The 19,916-nt window shown below is 53.3% G+C and carries 24 protein-coding genes; 14 read left to right on the plus strand and 10 right to left on the minus strand.

Annotation, left to right across the window (positions count from 1 at the left end; genetic code table 11):
• Positions 1 to 2 precede the first annotated feature (2 nt).
• Entirely contained in the window at positions 3 to 1,649 is a 1,647-nt protein-coding gene (gene thsB / locus ACXJJC_RS04750) for a thermosome subunit beta (RefSeq protein ID WP_456369720.1), read from the minus strand.
• Between the two features lie 158 nt (positions 1,650 to 1,807).
• Here thsB and ACXJJC_RS04755 point away from each other — a divergent pair, with 158 nt between their 5' ends.
• Positions 1,808 to 2,830 (plus strand): heterodisulfide reductase-related iron-sulfur binding cluster, encoded by a 1,023-nt coding sequence (locus ACXJJC_RS04755; RefSeq protein ID WP_456369721.1) that lies wholly within the window; start codon positions 1,808 to 1,810, stop codon positions 2,828 to 2,830.
• A 31-nt stretch (positions 2,831 to 2,861) separates the two neighbouring features.
• Here the strand turns inward: ACXJJC_RS04755 and ACXJJC_RS04760 are convergent, their stop codons facing one another.
• From ACXJJC_RS04760 to ACXJJC_RS04775, 4 genes are all read right to left on the minus strand, one after another.
• Positions 2,862 to 3,806: a transcriptional regulator gene (locus tag ACXJJC_RS04760; RefSeq protein ID WP_456369723.1), complete on the minus strand. Its 945-nt coding sequence runs from the start codon at positions 3,804 to 3,806 to the stop codon at positions 2,862 to 2,864.
• A 94-nt stretch (positions 3,807 to 3,900) separates the two neighbouring features.
• Positions 3,901 to 4,611, minus strand: a complete 711-nt coding sequence (locus ACXJJC_RS04765) for a branched-chain amino acid ABC transporter ATP-binding protein (protein ID WP_456369724.1) — start codon at positions 4,609 to 4,611, stop codon at positions 3,901 to 3,903.
• Positions 4,604 to 5,344, minus strand: a complete 741-nt coding sequence (locus ACXJJC_RS04770) for an ABC transporter ATP-binding protein (RefSeq protein ID WP_456369725.1) — start codon at positions 5,342 to 5,344, stop codon at positions 4,604 to 4,606. The genes ACXJJC_RS04765 and ACXJJC_RS04770 overlap by 8 nt, the downstream gene beginning before the upstream one ends.
• On the minus strand, positions 5,341 to 6,753 hold the full coding sequence (locus ACXJJC_RS04775; RefSeq protein ID WP_456369727.1) for an ABC transporter substrate-binding protein: 1,413 nt from the start codon (positions 6,751 to 6,753) through the stop codon (positions 5,341 to 5,343). The genes ACXJJC_RS04770 and ACXJJC_RS04775 overlap by 4 nt, the downstream gene beginning before the upstream one ends.
• 49 nt (positions 6,754 to 6,802) lie before the next feature.
• Here ACXJJC_RS04775 and ACXJJC_RS04780 point away from each other — a divergent pair, with 49 nt between their 5' ends.
• Both ACXJJC_RS04780 and ACXJJC_RS04785 read left to right on the plus strand, forming a co-directional pair.
• Positions 6,803 to 7,723, plus strand: coding sequence for a branched-chain amino acid ABC transporter permease (locus tag ACXJJC_RS04780; protein ID WP_456369728.1), 921 nt, complete (start codon positions 6,803 to 6,805; stop codon positions 7,721 to 7,723).
• Complete coding sequence (locus ACXJJC_RS04785; protein ID WP_456369729.1) at positions 7,702 to 8,763, plus strand: branched-chain amino acid ABC transporter permease; 1,062 nt, start codon at positions 7,702 to 7,704, stop codon at positions 8,761 to 8,763. The genes ACXJJC_RS04780 and ACXJJC_RS04785 overlap by 22 nt, the downstream gene beginning before the upstream one ends.
• Here the strand turns inward: ACXJJC_RS04785 and ACXJJC_RS04790 are convergent.
• Together ACXJJC_RS04790 and ACXJJC_RS04795 are read right to left on the minus strand one after the other, a co-directional pair.
• Entirely contained in the window at positions 8,741 to 9,172 is a 432-nt protein-coding gene (locus ACXJJC_RS04790; protein WP_456369731.1) for a GNAT family N-acetyltransferase, read from the minus strand. The two genes, ACXJJC_RS04785 and ACXJJC_RS04790, sit on opposite strands and share 23 nt — an antisense overlap.
• Positions 9,173 to 9,213: 41 nt before the next feature.
• Positions 9,214 to 10,143, minus strand: coding sequence for a biotin--[acetyl-CoA-carboxylase] ligase (locus ACXJJC_RS04795; protein WP_456369733.1), 930 nt, complete (start codon positions 10,141 to 10,143; stop codon positions 9,214 to 9,216).
• A gap of 50 nt (positions 10,144 to 10,193) precedes the next feature.
• On the opposite strand from ACXJJC_RS04795, the gene ACXJJC_RS04800 reads away from it, so the two are divergent.
• From ACXJJC_RS04800 to ACXJJC_RS04815, 4 genes are read left to right on the plus strand one after another with little or no spacing between them, the layout of a single operon-like run.
• Entirely contained in the window at positions 10,194 to 10,718 is a 525-nt protein-coding gene (locus ACXJJC_RS04800; RefSeq protein WP_456369735.1) for an HD domain-containing protein, read from the plus strand.
• Positions 10,702 to 11,172: a Mut7-C RNAse domain-containing protein gene (locus tag ACXJJC_RS04805; RefSeq protein ID WP_456369737.1), complete on the plus strand. Its 471-nt coding sequence runs from the start codon at positions 10,702 to 10,704 to the stop codon at positions 11,170 to 11,172. Before ACXJJC_RS04800 ends, ACXJJC_RS04805 begins: the two co-directional genes overlap by 17 nt.
• Complete coding sequence (locus ACXJJC_RS04810) at positions 11,169 to 11,681, plus strand: DUF531 family protein (protein WP_456369739.1); 513 nt, start codon at positions 11,169 to 11,171, stop codon at positions 11,679 to 11,681. The genes ACXJJC_RS04805 and ACXJJC_RS04810 overlap by 4 nt, the downstream gene beginning before the upstream one ends.
• Positions 11,656 to 12,291: an RNA 2'-phosphotransferase gene (locus ACXJJC_RS04815; RefSeq protein WP_456369741.1), complete on the plus strand. Its 636-nt coding sequence runs from the start codon at positions 11,656 to 11,658 to the stop codon at positions 12,289 to 12,291. Before ACXJJC_RS04810 ends, ACXJJC_RS04815 begins: the two co-directional genes overlap by 26 nt.
• Here the strand turns inward: ACXJJC_RS04815 and ACXJJC_RS04820 are convergent.
• From ACXJJC_RS04820 to ACXJJC_RS04830, 3 genes are read right to left on the minus strand one after another with little or no spacing between them, the layout of a single operon-like run.
• Positions 12,288 to 12,662, minus strand: coding sequence for a hypothetical protein (locus ACXJJC_RS04820; RefSeq protein ID WP_456369743.1), 375 nt, complete (start codon positions 12,660 to 12,662; stop codon positions 12,288 to 12,290). The genes ACXJJC_RS04815 and ACXJJC_RS04820 overlap by 4 nt on opposite strands.
• Before the next feature lie 58 nt (positions 12,663 to 12,720).
• Positions 12,721 to 12,906 carry a ferredoxin gene (locus ACXJJC_RS04825; protein WP_456369745.1) on the minus strand — a complete coding sequence of 62 codons (186 nt, stop codon included), beginning with the start codon at positions 12,904 to 12,906 and terminating at the stop codon, positions 12,721 to 12,723.
• Between the two features lie 34 nt (positions 12,907 to 12,940).
• Positions 12,941 to 14,221, minus strand: coding sequence for a cobyrinic acid a,c-diamide synthase CobB (locus tag ACXJJC_RS04830; RefSeq protein ID WP_456369764.1), 1,281 nt, complete (start codon positions 14,219 to 14,221; stop codon positions 12,941 to 12,943).
• Positions 14,222 to 14,400: 179 nt separating this feature from the next.
• On the opposite strand from ACXJJC_RS04830, the gene psmB reads away from it, so the two are divergent.
• The 7 genes from psmB to ACXJJC_RS04865 form a co-directional block, all read left to right on the plus strand.
• Positions 14,401 to 15,036: an archaeal proteasome endopeptidase complex subunit beta gene (psmB, locus tag ACXJJC_RS04835; RefSeq protein ID WP_456369779.1), complete on the plus strand. Its 636-nt coding sequence runs from the start codon at positions 14,401 to 14,403 to the stop codon at positions 15,034 to 15,036.
• A gap of 26 nt (positions 15,037 to 15,062) precedes the next feature.
• The gene (locus tag ACXJJC_RS04840) at positions 15,063 to 16,931 is read left to right on the plus strand and encodes a beta-CASP ribonuclease aCPSF1 (RefSeq protein WP_456369772.1); all 1,869 of its coding nucleotides are present in this window, start codon (positions 15,063 to 15,065) and stop codon (positions 16,929 to 16,931) included.
• Positions 16,932 to 16,969: 38 nt separating this feature from the next.
• Entirely contained in the window at positions 16,970 to 17,452 is a 483-nt protein-coding gene (gene mobB / locus ACXJJC_RS04845; RefSeq protein WP_456369773.1) for a molybdopterin-guanine dinucleotide biosynthesis protein B, read from the plus strand.
• The gene (locus ACXJJC_RS04850) at positions 17,449 to 18,153 is read left to right on the plus strand and encodes a uroporphyrinogen-III synthase (protein WP_456369774.1); all 705 of its coding nucleotides are present in this window, start codon (positions 17,449 to 17,451) and stop codon (positions 18,151 to 18,153) included. The genes mobB and ACXJJC_RS04850 overlap by 4 nt, the downstream gene beginning before the upstream one ends.
• Positions 18,154 to 18,178: 25 nt before the next feature.
• Complete coding sequence (pyrB, locus tag ACXJJC_RS04855; protein WP_456369775.1) at positions 18,179 to 19,072, plus strand: aspartate carbamoyltransferase; 894 nt, start codon at positions 18,179 to 18,181, stop codon at positions 19,070 to 19,072.
• Positions 19,069 to 19,530, plus strand: coding sequence for an aspartate carbamoyltransferase regulatory subunit (pyrI, locus tag ACXJJC_RS04860; protein WP_456369777.1), 462 nt, complete (start codon positions 19,069 to 19,071; stop codon positions 19,528 to 19,530). The genes pyrB and pyrI overlap by 4 nt, the downstream gene beginning before the upstream one ends.
• 2 nt (positions 19,531 to 19,532) lie before the next feature.
• Positions 19,533 to 19,916, plus strand: a 384-nt coding sequence (locus ACXJJC_RS04865) for an amino acid-binding ACT domain protein (protein WP_456369778.1), incomplete at its 3' end; no start/stop codon positions are given.

Here is a 19,916-nt window from a genome sequence, read left to right on the forward strand (position 1 = left end):
GGTTATTCGTCATCGGAGCTTGAGGAGTCGCTGTCGAAGTCGTCTCCGCCCTTGTCCTTGTCCTTCTCGAGGCCCTTGGCAGCGATGACGTCGTCGATTCTCAGGATCATTATAGCCACTTCGGTTGCGGAGCTTATGGCCTGCTTCTTGACTCTCAGCGGCTCGAGGACACCCTTCTCCTTCATGTCCACGACCTTTCCACTGAACACGTCAACGCCCGCGTAGACATTGCCGTCCTCGTGGGCCTTCCTCATCTCGACCAGTATGTCTATTGGATCGAGGCCGGCGTTCTCGGCCAGAGCCCTCGGTATGACCTCAAGCGCTGATGCGAAAGCCTCTGCGGCGAGCTGCTCTCTACCACCAAGGCTCGGTGCCCACTCCTTGAGCCTCAGGGAGAGCTCGATTTCTGGCGCGCCACCACCGGCAACGACCTTTCCGTTCTCGATGGCAGCCTTAGTCACCTTAAGGGAGTCGGTGAGGCTCCTCTCGACCTCATCGACGATGTGCTCCGTTCCACCTCTCACAAGGATCGTAACGGCCTTCGGGTTCTTGCAGCCTCTGATGAACACCATCTCCTCGTCGCCGATCTTCTTCTCCTCGACCAGCTCAGCCTCTCCAAGATCCTCGCCGCTCAGATCCCTCAGGTCGGTGATTATCCTCGCACCTGTTGCCTTTGCTATCTTCTCGATGTCGCTCTGCTTGACTCTCCTCACCGCCAGAATTCCCGCCTTCGCCAGGTAGTACTGGGCCAGGTCGTCGATGCCCTTCTGGCAGAAGACAACGTTGGCCCCAGTCTCGGCGATCTTGTCAACCATGTCCTTGATCATCTTCTCCTCCTGCTCGATGAACTTCTGGAGCATCTCCGGGTCGGTTATCCTGATTTCCGCGTCTGTTTCAGTCTCCTTGACCTCGAGGGCGGCCTTGAGCACAACTATTTTCGCGTTCTTCACCTTCTTCGGCATTCCCGGATGAACGACCTCCTTGTCAATGACTATGCCATCGACGAGCTCGGTGTCCTCGACCCCACCTCCCTGCCTCTTCTCGATCTTGATGTTGTCAATGTCAACGGTCCAGGTTCCGTTCTCCTGCTCCGCGACCCTCTTGACTGCCTCAACAACTATCTTGCTCAGGTGGTCTATCGCGTACTCGGCGTGCTTTCCGGTTATCGCGGTCGCGGCGATCTTCCTCAGCGTCTCCTCATCGTTGACGTCAACGCTTATGGCGATCTCGTCGAGTACCTCCATGGCCTTCTCTGCGGCAAGCCTGTAACCCTTGGCGATTATCGTCGGGTGGATCTCGTTGTCCAGCAATTCCTCAGCCTTCCTGAGCAGCTCTCCAGCTATGACAACGGCAGTTGTTGTTCCGTCTCCAACCTCGTTCTCCTGGGTCTTCGCGACCTCCACGACCATCTTCGCTGCCGGGTGCTCGATGTCCATCTCCTTGAGAATCGTAACGCCGTCGTTTGTTATCACCACATCTCCGAGGCTGTCAACCAGCATCTTGTCCATTCCTCTCGGCCCGAGGGTTGTTCTGACAGCCTCGGCAATTACTCTGGCGGCCATTATGTTGAGCCTCTGGGCGTCCCTACCAACTGTCCTCTGGGTACCCTCCTTCAGAATCAGTACAGGCTGGCCCTGCAGCACCGCCATTCCCCGATCACCTCCTCCCGGGGATTTCTGGCATTAGTGGAATGGAACTTCTATATAAGAGTTTTGGTAGGTGGAAAAGTGCCTTTCGAACTCCTTCACCGGAGTGCCCTGCCGGAATTCCGAAACGGTTATCAAAGTGGTTTTTGAGACTGTCTGTCATGTATGAGCTTCGCTTCGATCCCCAGCTCTGCTTCAGCTGCCAGACCTTCTCCTGTTTAACTGAATGCAAGTATCTGCGCTACGGTTTTGACGAGGCAAGGGAGGAGAGAGTCAAAATTGCGAGGGGTGAGTACAGCAGGGTTCTCGAGGAGTGCATGACCTGCTACGGCTGTGAGGAGTACTGCGAGCAGGACAATCACCCTTTCTACAGGCTGGTGGAGCTTCAGGAGAGGTTTGGCGTAAGGGTTGCTGACGACGGTTTTCTCGCTCAGCTGGTCGAGCGCTATCGTGCTGAGGACGAGTTCAGGCCGAAAGAGGTGGGTGGGAAGGTTGTGCACATCTGTCTCTTCCCGCAGTTCAGGAGCGCTATAACGGGGAGGCTGTTTGAGGGCTATGACGTTGTCAGGGGAAGGCACCTCTTCTGCAACCTGATCTACCTGCACTACGGCCTGATCTCGGTGATAAAGGAGAGAGCTGCAAGAACGATCGATAACTTTCGAAAGCTTGGAATTGAGGAGGTGGTGATGTATCACGACGAGTGCTACGGATTCTATACCTCTTTTGCCAGGGCTTACGGGATCGAGGTGCCGTTTAAGGCCGTGCACCTCTTCGACCACCTCCACTCGAGGTTAAGGGAAATGGAAAGTGAGATTGTGGAACTGGGAGTGAGGGTCGCGTACCAGAGGCCGTGCAGCAACAGGCTCTCACCGGAAACAGATCGAACCTTGGACAGGATATTCGAGCTGATCGGAGTTGAGAGGGTGGAAAGGGAATACGACCGTACGAATGCACTGTGCTGCGGTGCATCTTTCGAGTTCAAGGGGGATTTTGAGACCGCGAGAAAACTGCAGGAGAGAAACATCGGGGATATGGTCGATTCCGGTGCGAGCCACGTGGTCTTCAACTGCCCGATGTGCTACCTGACGCTCGGAAAGAAGGTGAGGGATGCAGGCCTTACGCCGGTGATGGTGAGCGAGCTCTGCAAGATGGCGATAGGGGAGGAGCCGTTTATGCTGTTCTAACCGGATTACTCTCTTAACCACATGAAAAGAGTTATTCAAACTGATTATCCTTTTTCTCCTCGAGCAGGTTGTAGAAGTCCTTCGGATTCGAGACGCAGCTCAGCTCGTCCTTCATCACTATGACGACGCTGTCGCTCTGAACCTTCACCTTCCTCTCGACTATGTATGCGGCCATCGTGGAGATTATCCTGCTTATCCTCCCCATGAGGTCTACCCTCTTCTCTATCTCCCTCACCTGCTTTATGCCGGTCAGAACCGGAGCCTCCTCTGGCCTGGAGATCACATCGAAGGGCGCGTGTTTTATCGGGATGACATCAACACCTATGTACTGGAGGTGGGATATGATCTCGCTCTCCTTCTCCCCGTAGCTGACATTATCAGCCTCTTCCACTTCCTCGTCGTCGACGAAGTTCAGGATGTCTATCTCCTTAACCACGCACTCTCCGAGAATCTCCTCGAGCCTTATCGCGTTCTCGACGTTGGTGTCCACGCCCTCCTCGTACAGCATCACTGTCCTCCTCGAAACGCCCAGCATCTTCGCAAGCTCACCCGCGGATATTCCGAGGCTTTCTCTGGCTTTCCGAATCTTCTCGTTGTCGAGCCTCACGTAGTACCCGCCCGGGGCGGAATAGATGAGCGGCATCTCTCCCTCCACGATCATGTCGTAGAAAGTTGCGGTGTTGATCACAGGGATTCCGTACCTCGTGTAGACAACACCCCTGTCGAGGTAGTCCATCTTGTACCTCTCTCCCACCACAAGGGGGCTGGCTTTCAGAGTCTTCGCTATTATCTTCATCTCTCTTGCCATTTCAGGCTTGAACGAGTCGATGTTGTAGAGCACCTTCAGAAAGAGAACAGTATTCTCCCTCCTTGCAACTATATCGAAGCACCTCGGCTTGGTCTCCGCTAAGTCCGTCACGACGTAGCCTGCCCTGTCCAGAATTTTTATCACGTTGGTTATCAGCAATCCCTGCATTACAGAGAATATTTCTCGTCCGAGAGTATATAATTTTTGACGTCTTTCATACCCTGTCAAGAAGAGGATGTGGTTGAAAAATCTGAAGTAAATGTCAGAGCGTGTACCCGACCACGAACCTTTCGAACTTCTCGTGCTCCAGCAGCTCTCTCGCGGTTCCGCTGAACGCGACTTTTCCGCTTATGAGCATGAAAGCGTTGTCGCTGATCTCGAGGGCCTTTATAACGTTCTGCTCCACCAGAACTATCGTGAGCTTCAGCTCGTCCCTCAGGTTAACGATCCTCTCGAATATCTGGGATGCGAACTTCGGCGAGAGCATGGCGGTGGGCTCGTCCAGCATGAGGACCTTGGCCTTCCTTATCAACGCCGTGGCTATTCCCAGAAACTGCCTTTCACCTCCGCTGAGCATTCCCGCCTTCCTGTCCATCTTGTCCCTGAGCTCGGGAAACACGCTCAGCGCGAGCTCCAGTCTGTCCTGATACTCGCTCTCGTCGAGGATGTAGCCCGCTATGACTAAGTTCTCCCTTACAGTGAGCTCCGTGAAGACGTTGTCGGTCTGTGGGAGGTAAGCAATTCCCATCTTCGTCTTCTCGTGGGGAGGGAGCCTGGTTATGTCCCTGTCTTCGAGAACGACCTTGCCGTCGTAGATCGTGGTGAACCCGAAAATTGACTTCAGCAGCGTACTCTTCCCGCTGCCATTAGGGCCAACCACCGCGGTGATCTTATTCCTCTCTGCCTTGAAGTCAACGTCAAAAAGGATGTGAAGCTCCTTGTATCCTGCGTACAGCCCCTTCGTTTCAAGCACCCATGTACACCTCCACGACCTCCGGTTTCTCAATGACCTCCTTACCACCCTCCGCTATGACTTTGCCGTTACCCATCACGTAGACCTTGTCGGCATAGTCCAGGATTATGTCCAGCCTGTGCTCTACGATTAAAAACGTTTTTCCAGCGTCACAGAGCTCCTTGATCTTCCTCAGGATTTCGTGAGCGAGTGCTGGAGCCACGCCAGCGAGGGGTTCGTCCATGACTATCAGCTTCGCGTCCGTCATCAGGGCCCTTCCGATTTCGAGGAGCCTAAGCTGACCGCCACTCAGGTTCTCCGACCTTTCAAATGCCAGGTGATCTATGTTGAGGAATTCAAGGGTTCTGTAGGCTCTCTCAACGGCTTCTCTTTCGAACTCTACCCAGTTTTTGAGCACGGCGTTTCTTATCTGTTCTCCCGGGTTGTCGAGGGGCATCAGCATGTTCTCGATGACTGTGAGCTTCCTGAATGGTCTCGGTATCTGGAACGTCCTGACCACTCCCTCTCTGAATATCCTGTGAGGCGGGAGATTGGTTATGTCCTTTCCCTCGTACTCCACCCTGCCTCCATCTGCCTTGTAGAATCCGGTGACGGTGTTTATGAACGTGCTTTTCCCGCTGCCGTTCGGACCGATTATGAGAGTCAGTGACTCTCTCGGAACAGAAATGCTGACACCGTCAAGCGCTCGAAGCCCCTCAAAAAATTTGGAAAGGTTGTAGGTCTTCAGAATCATGCTCTTCTTCTCAGGCCAACTGCAAGCGCAACTCCCGCGAGGGCAAGCACTACCTCAAACCCAGGTGTTCCCTTTGTCTCTTCCTTGGTCTCCTCCTTGGCTGGCGTTGCAGTCTCCTTTGCCTCCTCCTTGGTCTCTGTCGTCACAGGCTTCGGTGGCACGGGCTTGTGGTACCACTCCACGCTCTGCGTTGCGAACTTCCAAATGCCTGCGGTCTCCCAGTCTCCCTTGTCGCTCACGTAGTATATCGCGTAGTCACCGCTTGCTCTGTCGTTCCACTCGTTCAGCACGATCTTTCCGCTGACCGGCTCAACTCCGTAGTCACCGTTGCTGTACTTCTCCGTCACCACGGGAATCTTCTCTGCCATCGCGTCTGCATCGTAGCTGCCCTTCTCCTCCACAACCTCAGCGTATGCTAAAGCGAGAACCCACGCGGCATCGTAGGCGTTCATCGCGTACTGGTATGGCGCGTCACCGAACCCCTTCTCCTCGTACTTCTTCTTCAGCTCGTCGTAAGCTGGACCCTTTGACTCGAAGAGCGTCGAGTATGTGCCAACTCTCTCCACCTTGTCGAGGGCGTTGCTTATCTTACCGCTGAGGGCATTACCATCGCATCCGAACCAGATCACGTTCATGAGCGGAGAATCGCTTGGAGTCTGTGCAATCATCGTGTAGACTTCCTCGTATGAGAATGTCACAACTCCGACCTTGTCGTAGCCGTACTTGTCTGCGAGCTGCTTGACACCGTCCTCGAGGTTGGCTATGTACGGGGAGAAGTCTGCCGGGGTCTGCTCCGGATACTCCACAACCTTGGCAACCTCGATGCCCATTTCCTTGAGCTGCGGCTCGATTGCCTCGTAAAGCCCCCTGCCCCACGCGTTGCCGATGTAGGTTATCACGACACCCTTTATGCCCGCATCTCTGAGCATGCTGGCTATCGCCTTGCTCTGCAGATCGTCTGTCCCGACAAACCTGAATATGAACTTCTTGTCTTCCGGCTTTGCGAATCCGATTATGGATGGAAGCGCCGTGGAGGATGGCGAGACGATTATAATCTTGTTGGACGTAACGTAGTCCTTTATGTTTGCAACCTCACCACTTCCCATTGGGCCGATAATGAGGTTGATACCCTGACCGTAGAGGGACTGAACCTTCTGAAGCGCCACATTCGGATCGACCTTCGTGTCCTCAACGTAAAACTTCACCGTGAAGTCCTTCCCCTGATTGGCAAAGTAGCTGTTTATCTCCTCCTCGGCGATGGTTAGGGTGTTCTTGATGTCGTTGCCGTACGTCGTCAGCGGTCCGGACAGGTCTACGAGAACGCCGATTTTTATCTCCTCAGCAGAAACTGCCGGGATCAGCAGCAGCCCTGCTACCATTATAGCTATGACAAAACTTCTCAAGGTCATGATGAAAAATGACCATTAATTTTTTATAAAGTTTACTGTAACTCCCCTCATGGGCGTACTGGAAGGGGCTGTAACTTACGCCAATCTCCTGACACTTCTCGCTCTCGGGCTTACGCTCACTTACATCACCACGTCTGTCCCCAATTTTGCTCAGGGGAGTTTTGCTGTGTTTTCATCTTACCTCGCGTATTTAATATACAAAATTTTTAATACATCCACCTATGCTTCGATTCCGTTTGCCGTCATTTTCGGAGGACTCATAGGCGTGGTGACCTACGTTGCCGTTCTCAGGCCTTTGATAAAGAGGGATGCATCGATTCTCATCCTGATGATCGCCACCCTCGCCTGGGACCTGATCCTCCTCGGTCTGATAGGAATATTCTCGGAAACCATGTCCAAGTACCTCGGGACTTACGCGTCCAAGTTCATATTCCCGTACTACCTCGACTTCAAACTCTTCGGGATTCAGGGCATATTTTTCTCGTCCACGCTTGCTATTGCGGTTTCGCTCTCCGTCCTTCTGTTTCTGCTCTACAGAACCAAGTTCGGAATAGCGATGAGGGCTTCGATGGAGAATCCGTCGCTTGCAGAAATTATGGGTGTGAACGTTGAGACCACGAGGCTTTTCTCCTGGTTCCTCTCCGGTGCATTTGCCGGGCTTGCAGGTGCCCTCCTTCCGTTCAAGCAGGAGATAGTTCAGGCAACCGGGCAGATAATCATCGTCTCGATCTTTGCTGCGAGCATAGTTGGCGGCCTCGCCACGCTCTACGGGGCGATAGTTGGGGGATACCTGGTTGGCCTTTCTGAAAGCCTCGTCACATTCTGGCTCAGCAAGTTTTTCGGCACGTCCGTTCTCGTGTACAGCAAGGCGATCTCGCTGGTCATACTGGTTGTTACACTGCTCGTCATCCCTCAGGGCCTTGCTACCATTAACTGGAGGAGGTACGTATGGCGCTCGAAACGCTCGTAAGCTCCATACTGCTCTGGTTCGGGCTGTACTCGATCCTTGCTCTGAGTCTGAACATAGAGTACGGGTACGGCGGAATCCCCAACTTCGGAAAGGCACTCGCCGTGCTGGTCGGCGCCTTCACAACGGGGGCAGTCGTGAACAGGATCCTCATAGCAATATATTCTGTGGATGGCAGGACGATAACTCAGGCGAGTGGCTTCATGAAGAGCACGGTTGATCAGATAATAGCGAGCAATCCGGCGTATGGAATTGCCCTCCTGCTGTTTTCGCTCCTGATCGCGGGCATTCTTGGTGCAGTAATTGGTGCGCTCTACATCCTTCCGAGCGCCAAGCTCGAGAGCGACTATCTCGCGATCACCCTGCTCGCAATTGCCGAGATAATGTTCATGGTTACCTATTACGACACAAGGCTTGTGGGCGGATATTACGGCGCACCAGTACCTAACGTCCTCGGCTTCATTCCGGGAGAGTACAGGGAATGGGCCTTTGTGGTGCTCATTCTGTTCTTCGCCCTTCTCACCTACCTCTTCCTTGAGAGGACACTTAACTCGCCGTACGGCAGGGCACTCAGGGCGATGAGGGAAGATCCCACGGCCCTTCAGTTCTCTGGAAAGGACGTTATGTGGCTCAGAATAAAAACTCTCGCTTTCAGCTCGGCTATAGCCTCCATGGTGGGTGTGCTTTACTCCTACTACGCCGGAAACGTCATTGGAATCGTGAACCTCTTTGCCAGGGTCAACTGGACATTCTTTCCGTTCCTCATGGTCCTGCTCGGTGGGATGGCAAACAACAGGGGAGTGCTTACGGGCGTTTTTTCGTTCGTGGTCATCTGGAGGCTGATAGACGGTTACAAGCATCAGATAACTGACCTCTTTAACCTCCCCTTTGACGTGAACTGGCTCCAGTATATAATCTTCGGAGTTCTGATGATCGCGATACTTTACTACAAGCCCGAGGGAATACTGAGCGAGAAACCCATTGAAACTCCACCAATAAAAGAATTGAAATCCAGAAAAACTAAACAGTCAGAGAAAGCCTGAATGCGTGCTTTGAAATTCCGTAGTAGTGTTTTATTGTCTCCTCTATCTCGAATCCGTTGCTCACGTAGAACTCGAGAGCGTCACTGCTCACCGCAACGTCAGCGTAGACCTTGCTGAAGCCGAGTTTGTACGCCTCTTTGCTCGCTCTGTCTATGAGAACTCTTCCTATCCCTCTGTTCCTGAACTCGTCCTTCACTATGAGGCTTCCTATGTGGAAGCTCTCATCATCCCAGTACAGCACTGCAAAGCCCACAATTTCGCCGTCCTCGTCACACACAATTACCTTTTTTCTGTAGTTGCTCACTGAAAGGTCCGCAAAAACGCTGTACCCGAACTGCTCGTACTCCGTCAGGATGATGTCCTCGACCTCATCATCCCTCATTTCTCTAACGAGGTAGCCCGAAAGCACAGTCCACCATGAAGGATGGAGTATTTATACTTTTTCGTGTTTCAGTAGTTCGTGTAGAAGCACTCGCCGGAAATGACCTTCTTCAGGCCATCCCTGGTTCTGACAATCAGCCCGCCATCCTCGTCCACGTCAACTGCAGTTCCACGTACCTCCTCTCCGTAAATGCTCACCCTGACCTCTCTGTTCAGGGTGTCGCTTAGGGCCTTCCACTCCTCCAGTATCTCGCTCCACTCATCAGGAAATTTTCTCAGAAGGGTGGCCATTTCGCTGCACAGGTCTGAAAAGACCTCTGTAATGGAAACGCCATCATCGATCTCTGCGAGGGAAATGGCCTTCCCTTTGAGCTCCTCGGGAATTCTGTTTCTCACGTTTATGCCTATGCCTATGATCACCTTGGCCGCCATCTCCTCTCCCGTGAACTCGCTCAGAATGCCGGAAACTTTCCTCCCATTGATCAGCACGTCGTTGGGCCACTTTATCCTTGCTCCGTATCGCCTGAGGGCTCTGCACACGGCAAGCCCTGACAGCAGTGTGACCTTTGGAATGTCGCTGACGGGGACGCCCAGATTCAGGGTAATGGACGTGTAAATTCCACCAGCTCCGCTTTCCCACCTCCTTCCGAGTCTCCCCCTTCCTGAGGTCTGTGATTCGGCGAAGATTATTGCGTTCTCCTCCTCTCTGCCAACCCTGTTCGTCGAGTCAGTTTCTGGCAGGTATATGAACCTCCTGACTCCCGGGATTTTTCCGGCGGCGATTGCCATGTCGAAGGGCGATGGGTCGGGGCTTTCAACTATCCTGTACCCACCTCGTCTGCTGACGCTTACCCTGTAACCCAGCTCTTCGAGTCTTTTCACGAACTTCCACACCGCAACCCTCGATACCCCGAGCCTTTCGGCGATCTCCTCTCCGCTACCACCTTTTACCAGTTCCTGAAATATCTGGAGCCTGCGGTCGTTCAGATCGATTTTCATCCACTTCTCCAACGGCAAAGCTTTATTTAAAGTTGTGGAGTAAAGTCTCCATGGATCTTCCCGGTTTCCTCTACGAGGCGTGCTCGCTGAAAAACGTTCCGAGGTCTGGGTGGTTCAAGGTTGGAATTAAATTTCCTGAGAGTGTGGCGGAGCACTCGTTTCTTACCGCAATCATCGCGTTTTTCCTCGGCATGAGGGAGTTCGGCAGCGTTGATGACGCGTGCAGATGTGCAGCAGCAGCGCTTTTTCACGATGTGCACGAGTCGAGAACTCTCGACCTACACAGGCTGGCGAAGAGCTACGTCCAAGCCGACGAGGGTGAAGTGAGGAGAGAGCAGCTGAGCATTGAGGGTGGAGAGGCAATTCTGGACATGCTCGAGAGGTACGAGGCCGTGGTTCACGACGCTGACAGGATCGAGCTGTTTATACAGAGCAGGGTTTACGGCCTGACGAACCCGGATGCAAGGGTATATGGGGACGGCATAGAGCTTAAAACTGAGGCTGGGAGGAAGCTGCTGGAGGAGCTCAGGAGCAGCGATCCGAGGTGGTGGATGAAGTTTGAAGTTCATCGCTGACAGGATGCTCGGCAAGCTTGCAACCTGGTTGAGAATTTTTGGATACGACACCCTTTACATAGGTGACTTTGAAGTGGAGGACGAGGACACGTTCCTGCTGGAGAACTTCACGGACAGACTCCTCCTCACCAGGGACAAGGAACTTTACGACCGCTGCCTGAAGAGGGGGCGAAAGGTATTTTTCGTCAGAAGCGACAGCGTGATAGAGCAGATAGCTGACGTCAGAAAGCTTGGAATATCGACCGAAATAAGGATGGAGAGGTGCAGCGTTTGCAACTCTCTGCTTAGAAGGCCGAGCAAAGATGAGGCGATGGAAGTGATGAGGAGGGAGGGCATTTCCGAGGACCTCATGGACAGATACGAGCTGTGGTACTGTGAGAACTGCAGGAAGCTCTACTGGCTGGGCAGCCACTACAGGAACATGGTCAGGTTTCTGGAGGGTCTGAGAGAATGATGGTCGCCTGTCTGGTGAACACGTACGACAAGCTGAAGCTTCACGAAATTCATCTGCGAACAATTGCCAGAGCTGCGCCGCTCTGCTACGCTTACGACTTCCACCTTGCTCTGCTGGACTTCAGCTTCTGGAATAGTCGAAGGGAGATGGTCGATGCTGTTGCGGAGTACACGACCATAGGGGAGGGTGGGATGTATCTGAAGAAGCTGGAGGAGGAAAACAGGCTCCACCTGATAGACCGCATACCATCGCATTTTGGTGAGGTCATCGCCACGACGTCAAAGCCTGAGAAAAACGCGCTCAGCATTGAAGATCTATCGAGACTGAAGTCTGCGTGCTTTTTGATCGGCCTCGGCAGAAAGGGGCTCCCAAAAGATTTAATAAAGAAAGCGAGACACAACCTTGACATCACGTTTAAAGGTGTCAGTCTGGAGACGTGCAGCGCGATGGGTGCGATAATGTCTCTGGTGTGGGTGGTAAGGTATGGAAGACGTCAGAATATGCCCTGAACACGGATTTTACAGGGGCGAGACCTGCGAGGTCTGCAGCTATTCCGGGGAGGTCGTAATACCAAAGGAAAAGGTTGAGAGGCTTGGCAAGTTCATATCAGGAGTTCTCAGGCACTTTCCTGACAAGTTCGGGCTTGAAATGGATGAAAACGGGTGGGTCGACTTCGAAAAACTCCTCAGGGTGGTGGGCAGAAGGTACAGGTGGGCCAACAGGTGGGTTGTGAAGGCCCTGATTTACAGCGACAGGAAGGGCAGGTACGAGCTGAAGGGCGACAGGATCAGGGCGAGATACGGTCACAGCGTTCCTGTTGAGCTGAACGACATGCCCGAAGCTGAGGAGGATCTGCTTTACTACGGAACGAGTGAGGAGGAATCGGTGAGGTTGCTCGAACTGGGAATCAAACCCGTGAACCAGACGTTCGTCCACCTCTCAACAACGCTCGAGAAAAGTGAGGAGGTGGCGAGGCTCAGGACTGACGAGCCCATAATCCTCGAGGTCGACGCTAAGAGAGCGAGGGATGACGGTATACGCCTGATAAAGGTGAACGAGCACATAGTCCTGGTAAAAGAAGTTCCTCCGGAGTACATAATCAGGGAAATCAGACTTTAATCAACCTTTTCAGCACCGAGGTTCAGCGGCTGGAAGACAGTCACATTCTGGAAAATCCATGTTTCATTTCCGTTTTCCACCACAATGCTGACAGGCCTGCTGAACTGGACGCTCCCGTTCAGCGTTATGTACGAGCAGTCATATCCGACGTACTCAAACGTGTAGTTCCCGGTGATAATGTCTTCAACCAGGTTTCTCGTGTACTCTCCGCCCACGAAGAACGAGATCAGCCTTTCGATTGGGTTGAGTTCGAGACAGACCTTCATCACGCCCTCTGTCGCGTTGTACCTCACTTCCGAGATCTCCCATGCAGTGGCAATTGGCATGACCATGATCATTGCGAGCAGTACTGCAATCGTAACTCTGAGCATTGGCCAAAATGCGCACCGGGATAATTTAAACTTTTCCGAAAAAATAATGAGGGCTTCGTCAGTCCTCTATTGTTATCGCTCCGACAGGACAGCTGTCTGCAGCCTCGGTACAGCAGTCTGCAAACTCTCCACAGTCTCCAACAACGTGTGCGATACCGTCATCGCCCAGCTCGAAAACCTCGGGACAGATGTCCGCGCACGTCCCGCAGCCGGTGCAAACATCCGCATCAACCACAGCCTTCATAGCATCACCGAATAGTAAGGTGTTTCTCTACAAGTTAAAGTTTTTCCCTGAGTTTATCGGAGATCACAGTCGAGTAGAGGTGAATGTGCGCATAGCCCGCGACCGTCCTGTAGGCCATGGCGCCGTCCCACCCGTCCACCATGCCCTTGCCGTCGGTCCTGAAAGCAAACCTGACGTCTTGGTCAGGATACGCTCTGCTGTAGTGGAACTCGTGCCCCCTGAAAGTGCCGTGGAAAAACGGGTTGTCCCGCACCACCTCACCCCTCACATACCCGAGGGCCTGCAGCCTTGGCGTGAACTCAACGTCAACGTCGAGAACCCCTGCCATCCTTTTTCTTTTTCCGTCGATCTCTATCTGCCTTGAGAGCACCATCATCCCACCGCACTCCCCGTAGATCGGCTTCTCATCCAGGGCTTCTCTCCTTATGAACTTCACGAATTTCGGAAACTCGTAGAGCTCTGGATATCCTCCGCCTATGTAGTAAGCGTCGCACTCCGTGGTTTCACCCTTCAGCGGGGAGAAGAAGACGAGCTCTCCAAGCTCAGACAGAATTGAGAGGTTATCTCTGTAGTAGAATGAGAAGGCCTGATCGAACGGAACCCCTATTCTGAACTCTGTTTTGCCAGTAATGCGTTCGTCAGCATCTTCTAAGTCAGGATCGTGTTCCGAGATCTCCAGTATTCCGTCAACGTCTATGTGCTGCTCGGCGAACTCTGCAATTTTCCTCCAGTCCCTTTTGACTTCCATTCCGAGGTGCAGGCCGAGGTGTCTGCTCTCGACTTTCAGCATCTCGTTTTTCGGCACCACCCCGAACACCCTGTAGCCCCTGTCCTCGAACACCCTTGCAAGCCTCTCGTGGAACTGCGTGGCGTTGTTGAATATGACTCCTGCAACCCTCACGCGTGGATCGAAGTTTCTGAACCCCTCGTAAACTGCGAGGGATGAGAGAGACATTGCCCTAACATCCATCACCAGAATCACGGGGATGTCGAGGATTCTTGCCACGTGTGCGGTGGATGAGTAATCCGAAAGCCTGTATCCGTCGAAGAGGCCCATAACTCCCTCAACGATGGCAGCGTCTTTTCCCCTCACCCACCTGACGAACGACCTTTTCACGCCCTCCTCGCCCATCATGAACGCATCGAGGTTCACCGCCCACTCGCAGAATGAGTAGTGGGTGGGGTCTATGAAGTCGGGACCGACCTTGAACGGCTGAACCCTCATGCCCCTCTTCATCAGCGCGGCGGTTACGGCAATGGAAATTGACGTCTTTCCGCTCCCACTGTTTGTTCCGGCGATCACGAATGCGTGCATCTTGGACACCTTGACGTGGATTTTTTATATTTCTTTGCGTGTCGGTCGGAATTTCACCGGAGTGTGGTTTGTCTGACACGTCAAAACAACGTAAAGCTTAAAAACATATAACTCCTTTCTCATTTTGGCCACAGGCTTTTCTGAAGAATAAACAAAAAGGAGATGTTACGGTGTCAGAAATGCTGCAGGATAAGGTGTATAAGGGAACAACAACAGTTGGGATAGTTTGTAAGGATGGAGTAGTGATGGCCACTGAGAAAAGGGCCACGATGGGCAATTTCATAGCCAGCAAGAGGGCTAAGAAGATTTACAGGATCTCTGACAGGGTTGCAATGACTACTGCTGGAAGTGTGGGTGACGCGCAGTTCCTCGTGCGGCTGATAAAAGTGGAGATGAACCTCTATGAGATCAGGAAGGAGGAAAGGCCGAGCGTGAGGGCGATTGCGACTATGACGTCAAACCTGCTGAATTCTGTCAGGTACTTCCCCTACCTGGTTCAGCTTTTGATAGGCGGAATAGACGACAGGGGGGCAAGCATATACTCCATAGACCCGATTGGAGGGGCGATCGAGGAGACGGATATAGTGGCGACAGGGTCAGGTTCTCCGATGGCGTACGGAGTTCTTGAGGACGCCTACAGGGACGGCATAACTGTCGACGAGGCCGTGGAGCTTGCAGTTAGGGCGATACACTCCGCGATGAGGAGGGACTCTGCAAGCGGTGACGGGATAGATGTGGTCAAGATAACAGAAGACGGGTATTACGAGCTCGGGAGAGAAGAGGTGGAGCAGATCCTGTCGAAGTTCAGAAAGTAATTCTGTTTTTCCGGAATCTGGTAGTTATGTCAAGCAAGGAATATATCAGGCAGCTCAAGGAGAAGATCGTCGAGCTCGTACCTGAGAACATAAGGATCAAGAACATCGAGTTCGAGGGCCCGCTCCTCGTCATCTACGTGGAGAATCCCCAGGAGTTCGCAGACAGTGGTGACATCATCAGGAAGCTCGCCAAGGACCTCAGGAAGAGAATAATAGTCCGGCCGGATCCAAAGAGCCTTAAGCCGCCCGAAGAGGCCAAAGAAATTATAAAGCGGATCGTTCCGGAGGAGGCGCAGATAACAGGGTTCTTCTTCGACGAGGAGAACGGTGAGGTGATCATTGAGGCGGAGAAGCCGGGAGTGGTCATCGGGAAGAACGGTGTTACGCTCAGGGAGATAATGAAGGCGGTGGGGTGGAGCCCACGCCCTGTGAGGACTGCGCCGATAAGGTCAAAGACCATCGAGAATGTGAGAAACTTTCTGCTCTCTTCGAGGGAGGAGAGAAAGGAGATCCTCAAGAGAATTGGCGAGAGGATCCACAGAGGAACGATCTACGAGGACAAGTGGGTCAGGGTGACTTTTCTCGGAGGGTCGAGGGAAGTCGGAAGGAGCTGCTACCTCCTCCAGACCCCTGAAAGCAAGATCCTGATCGACTGCGGAGTGAACGTCGGGAACGTCCACCAGTCGCCCTACCTCTACGTTCCCGAAATTCAGCCGCTCGACAGCATAGATGCGGTGGTGATAACCCATGCTCACCTCGACCACTGTGGACTCCTCCCCGTGCTCTTCAAGTACGGATACAGGGGGCCAGTGTACCTCACCCCGCCGACGAGGGACCTCATGGTGCTGCTGCAGCTGGACTTCATAGAGGTGGCTGGAAGGGAGGGTAACCCCACGCCATACGAGTCCCAGCACGTCAGGGAGGCTTTGAAGCACACGATAACGCTCGACTACGGAGTGGTCACCGACATATCTCCCGACATAAGACTGACGTTCTACAACGCGGGCCACATCCTCGGGTCTGCAATAGCCCACTTCCACATCGGTGAGGGGCTTTACAACATCGCCTTCACGGGGGACTTCAAGTTTGAGAAGACGAGGCTGTTTGACCGTGCTCACACTCACTTTCCGAGGCTCGAGGGACTGATAATGGAGGCGACGTACGGAGGATCTGAGGACTTCCAGCCCTCAAGGAAGGAGGCTGAGGAGAAGCTAATCGAGATAATCCGGTCGACGGTGGAGAGGGGAGGGAAGGTCCTGATCCCAACCTTTGCCGTTGGCAGAAGTCAGGAAGTGATGATCGTCTTGGAGGAGGCGATCAGGAACGGAAAGATAGAGGAGATTCCGGTGTATCTGGACGGTATGATCTACGAAGCCACCGCCATTCACACCGCTTATCCCGAGTACCTCAACACTCACTTGAGGGACCTGATATTCCATCAGGGTATAAACCCCTTCATAAGTGAGAGCTTTGTCAGGGTGGATTCAGCCAGCAAGAGGCAGGAGGTAATTGAGGATTCCTCCCCATCGGTCATACTCGCCACCTCAGGTATGCTGAACGGTGGTCCGGTCATGGAGTACTTCAGGACCCTTGCACCCGAAGAGAGGAACACCATTGTGTTTGTCGGTTATCAGGCCGAAGGAACTCTGGGCAGGAGGATTCAGAAGGGCTGGAAGGAAGTTCCTCTTCCGTCTTCTGGAGGAAAGAGGGAGGTTGTCGAGGTAAACATGCAGGTGGAAACAGTTGATGGTTTCTCCGGTCATTCGGACAGGAAGCAGCTGCTGAACTATGTGAGAGCTCTCAAGCAAAAGCCTGAAAAGATACTCACGATTCACGGTGATGAGAACAAGTGCATAGAGCTTGCGTCGGCCCTCTACAAGACGTACAGGGTGTAGACGAGGGCACCGATGAACCTCGAGACGGTGAGGTTCCTATGACCGTTCTGATCAGCTTCGTAGGCACTTCGGACAGTGGCAAGACCACGATCCTCACGAAGGTAATCCCGATCTTAGTTGAGAGGGGGCTGAAGGTTGCGGTGGTCAAGCACCACGCCCACGGGGATTTCGAAATAGACAAGGAGGGCAAGGATTCCTGGAAGCTCTATAACAGCGGTGCGGACGTCCTGATCTCTTCCCCCGTGAAAATGGCCTTCATAAGGAGGGCGAGCGAGGACAGCCTCGACTACGTTTACGAGCGGTACCTCAGGGGAGACTACGACCTGGTGATAACTGAGGGATACAGCAGGGCTGGAAAGGACAGGATTGTCGTTCTCGACAGTCCCGAAAAGCTGGAGTACTTCAAGCACGGCAGGATTCTCGCGGTTGTATGTGACGAGCCTGTGGACGGCTACCCGAACTTCAGGAGGGACGAGGTCGAGAGAATCGCGGACTTTATCTACTCTCTGGTGAAGGGATGAGGGTTGCATTTTTCAGACCATCTGAATACGCGGAGGACACGGCAAGACTGTTCAGGCAGGCGGGGTTTCAGGTTTTTCACGTTCCGATGATAAGGATCGAGGAACTGGCCGCAAGTGTCGGCGATGCAGATTTCACAATTATTACGAGCCAGACCTCTGCGAAAATTGCCGTGAGGGACAGGTTGATCAGAGGGAATGTGATCGCCATAGGTCCCAGAACGGCAGAGGTGCTCAGGCGGGCTGGTTTTGACGTGAGAATTCCGTCGAGATACGATTCATCGACGGTTTTCAGGGAGTTCAGGAATGTGGTTGCCGGAAAGACTGTGAACCTCCTGAGAAGCGACAGGGGAGACCCTGTCCTCTTAAAGCTGTCTGAAGTCTGCGACCTGAATGAGTATGTGCTTTACAGAATCGTTCCTTCGAGGGGCGTGGAGCAGAGAAGGGCTGTGAGGGAGGTGGTGGAGGGCAGAATAGACGCCGTGGTGTTTTCCAGCAGGATGATCGTTCGGGCGTTCATGGAGAACGCGGAGTCCGAGGGTCTGACTGGCGAGGCTGTAGACGCGCTCAATCGCGTGTTCACAGTGGCAATCGGCCCTCCCACAGCAGACGAGCTCTCCAAGTATGGTGTAAGGTCGAGAGTCCCGGAAAGGTACACGTTCGAGGGAGTTCTCGGGCTTTTAAGGGAGCTGCGCAGAACTTAAATATGTGCTTCTCAATCAGTATTTGATGTCGAGAATAAGGCACCTCATTTCCATAGATGACCTCTCCAGGGAGGACATCGTGCACATCCTCAGGAAAGCAGACGATTTTCTTGATGTTGCGAGGGGAAAGAAGAGGATGAGAATCCTCGAAGGCAAGGTTCTGGCCAACCTCTTTTTCGAGCCTTCCACCCGGACGAGGATGAGCTTTGAATCTGCAATGAAAAGGCTCGGGGGCGAGGTGATAAACCTCGGCAACCTCGAGGCGACGAGCATAGCCAAGGGAGAGAGCCTTGCCGACACCCTGAGGGTTGTTGAGCAGTACGCCGACTGCATCGTCCTTCGCCACTACAGGGAAGGGTCCGCGAGGTTCGCGAGTCAGATATGTGAGGTCCCGGTAATAAACGCCGGGGATGGTGCGGGTCAGCACCCCACCCAGACGCTCCTCGACCTGTACACGATAATGAAGGAAGCAAGACTCGAAGATCTGAAAATAGCCCTCATAGGTGACCTGAAGTACTCCAGAACCGTCCACTCTCTCATAAAGGCTCTCGCGCTTTTCGGTGCCGAGATCTACCTCGTGTCACCGGAAACCCTGAGGTTACCTGAGGAGATCATGGAGGTGGACGCGACATTCGTGGAGTGCGACCTCAGAACTGCGGTGGAGAGTGCAGACGTTCTCTACGTGACGAGAATACAGAGGGAGAGGTTCCCTGACGAGGAGGAGTACAGGAAGGTTGCTGGCAGCTACCGGATAACTGCGGACATGCTCGAGAACAGCGATGCTATAGTCATGCACCCCCTTCCGAGGGTGGACGAGATCTCCTACGACGTTGATGGCCTTAAGAACGCAGTCTACTTCAGACAGGCGTTTTACGGTGTTCCCGTTAGGATGGCGATTCTCAGCGAGGTGATGCTATGAACGTCCTCACGATTAGCAAGATCAGGGACGGGACGGTCATCGACCACATTCCTGCAGGAAAGGCCCTCGAGGTGTTGAAGATCCTCGGAATCAAGAGCGGGAGCGAGGAAAGGGTGAGCATGGCAATGAACGTGGAGAGCAAGAAGATGGGGCGGAAGGACATAGTGAAGGTTGAGGGCAAGTTCATAAGCGAGGAGGAGCTCAACAGGATAGCGCTCGTCTCCCCAAAGGCGACGATAAACATAGTTCAGAACTTTGAGATCGTGAGGAAGTTCAGGGTGTCCCTTCCAGAGAGGGTCGAGAGAATCCTGACCTGCCCAAACCAGAACTGCATATCCAACGATCTTGGGGAACCGGTGGTTTCGGCGTTCAGAATAAGTGAGGAAAGCGGAAGGGTTGTGGCGAGGTGTGAGTTCTGTGGTAAGAAGGTATATGATGTGGAAAGGTATCTGGTGTGACCATGTGGGGAAGGATTCAGGAGAAGTTTGAGAAGTATCCCTCGCAGATAGCCGTGGCGAAGGAGTTCCTCAAGCTGGGAATTGCAGTTAGAAACGGCAAGACGTACTGTGGAAACATCGAGCTCGTGCCCACGAAAATAGCCGAGGCTGTTGGAGTGGACAGGAAAGTGGTCGTGATGGCGATTCAGAACATAGAAAGTGACGAGGAGCTGAGGAAGGTCTTCTCGTCTCTCAGACCCGTTGCCTACATCGCCGACGTGGCGAGAATTCTCGGATTTGGAGTGCTTGAGGTTTACGCGGAGAGCCAGAAGCCCGGGATAGTGGCGAGCATAACGTCCATACTCGCCAGAGAGGGTATATCCATCAGGTACATGCTCGCTGAGGAT

This window comes from Geoglobus sp., assembly GCF_054018175.1.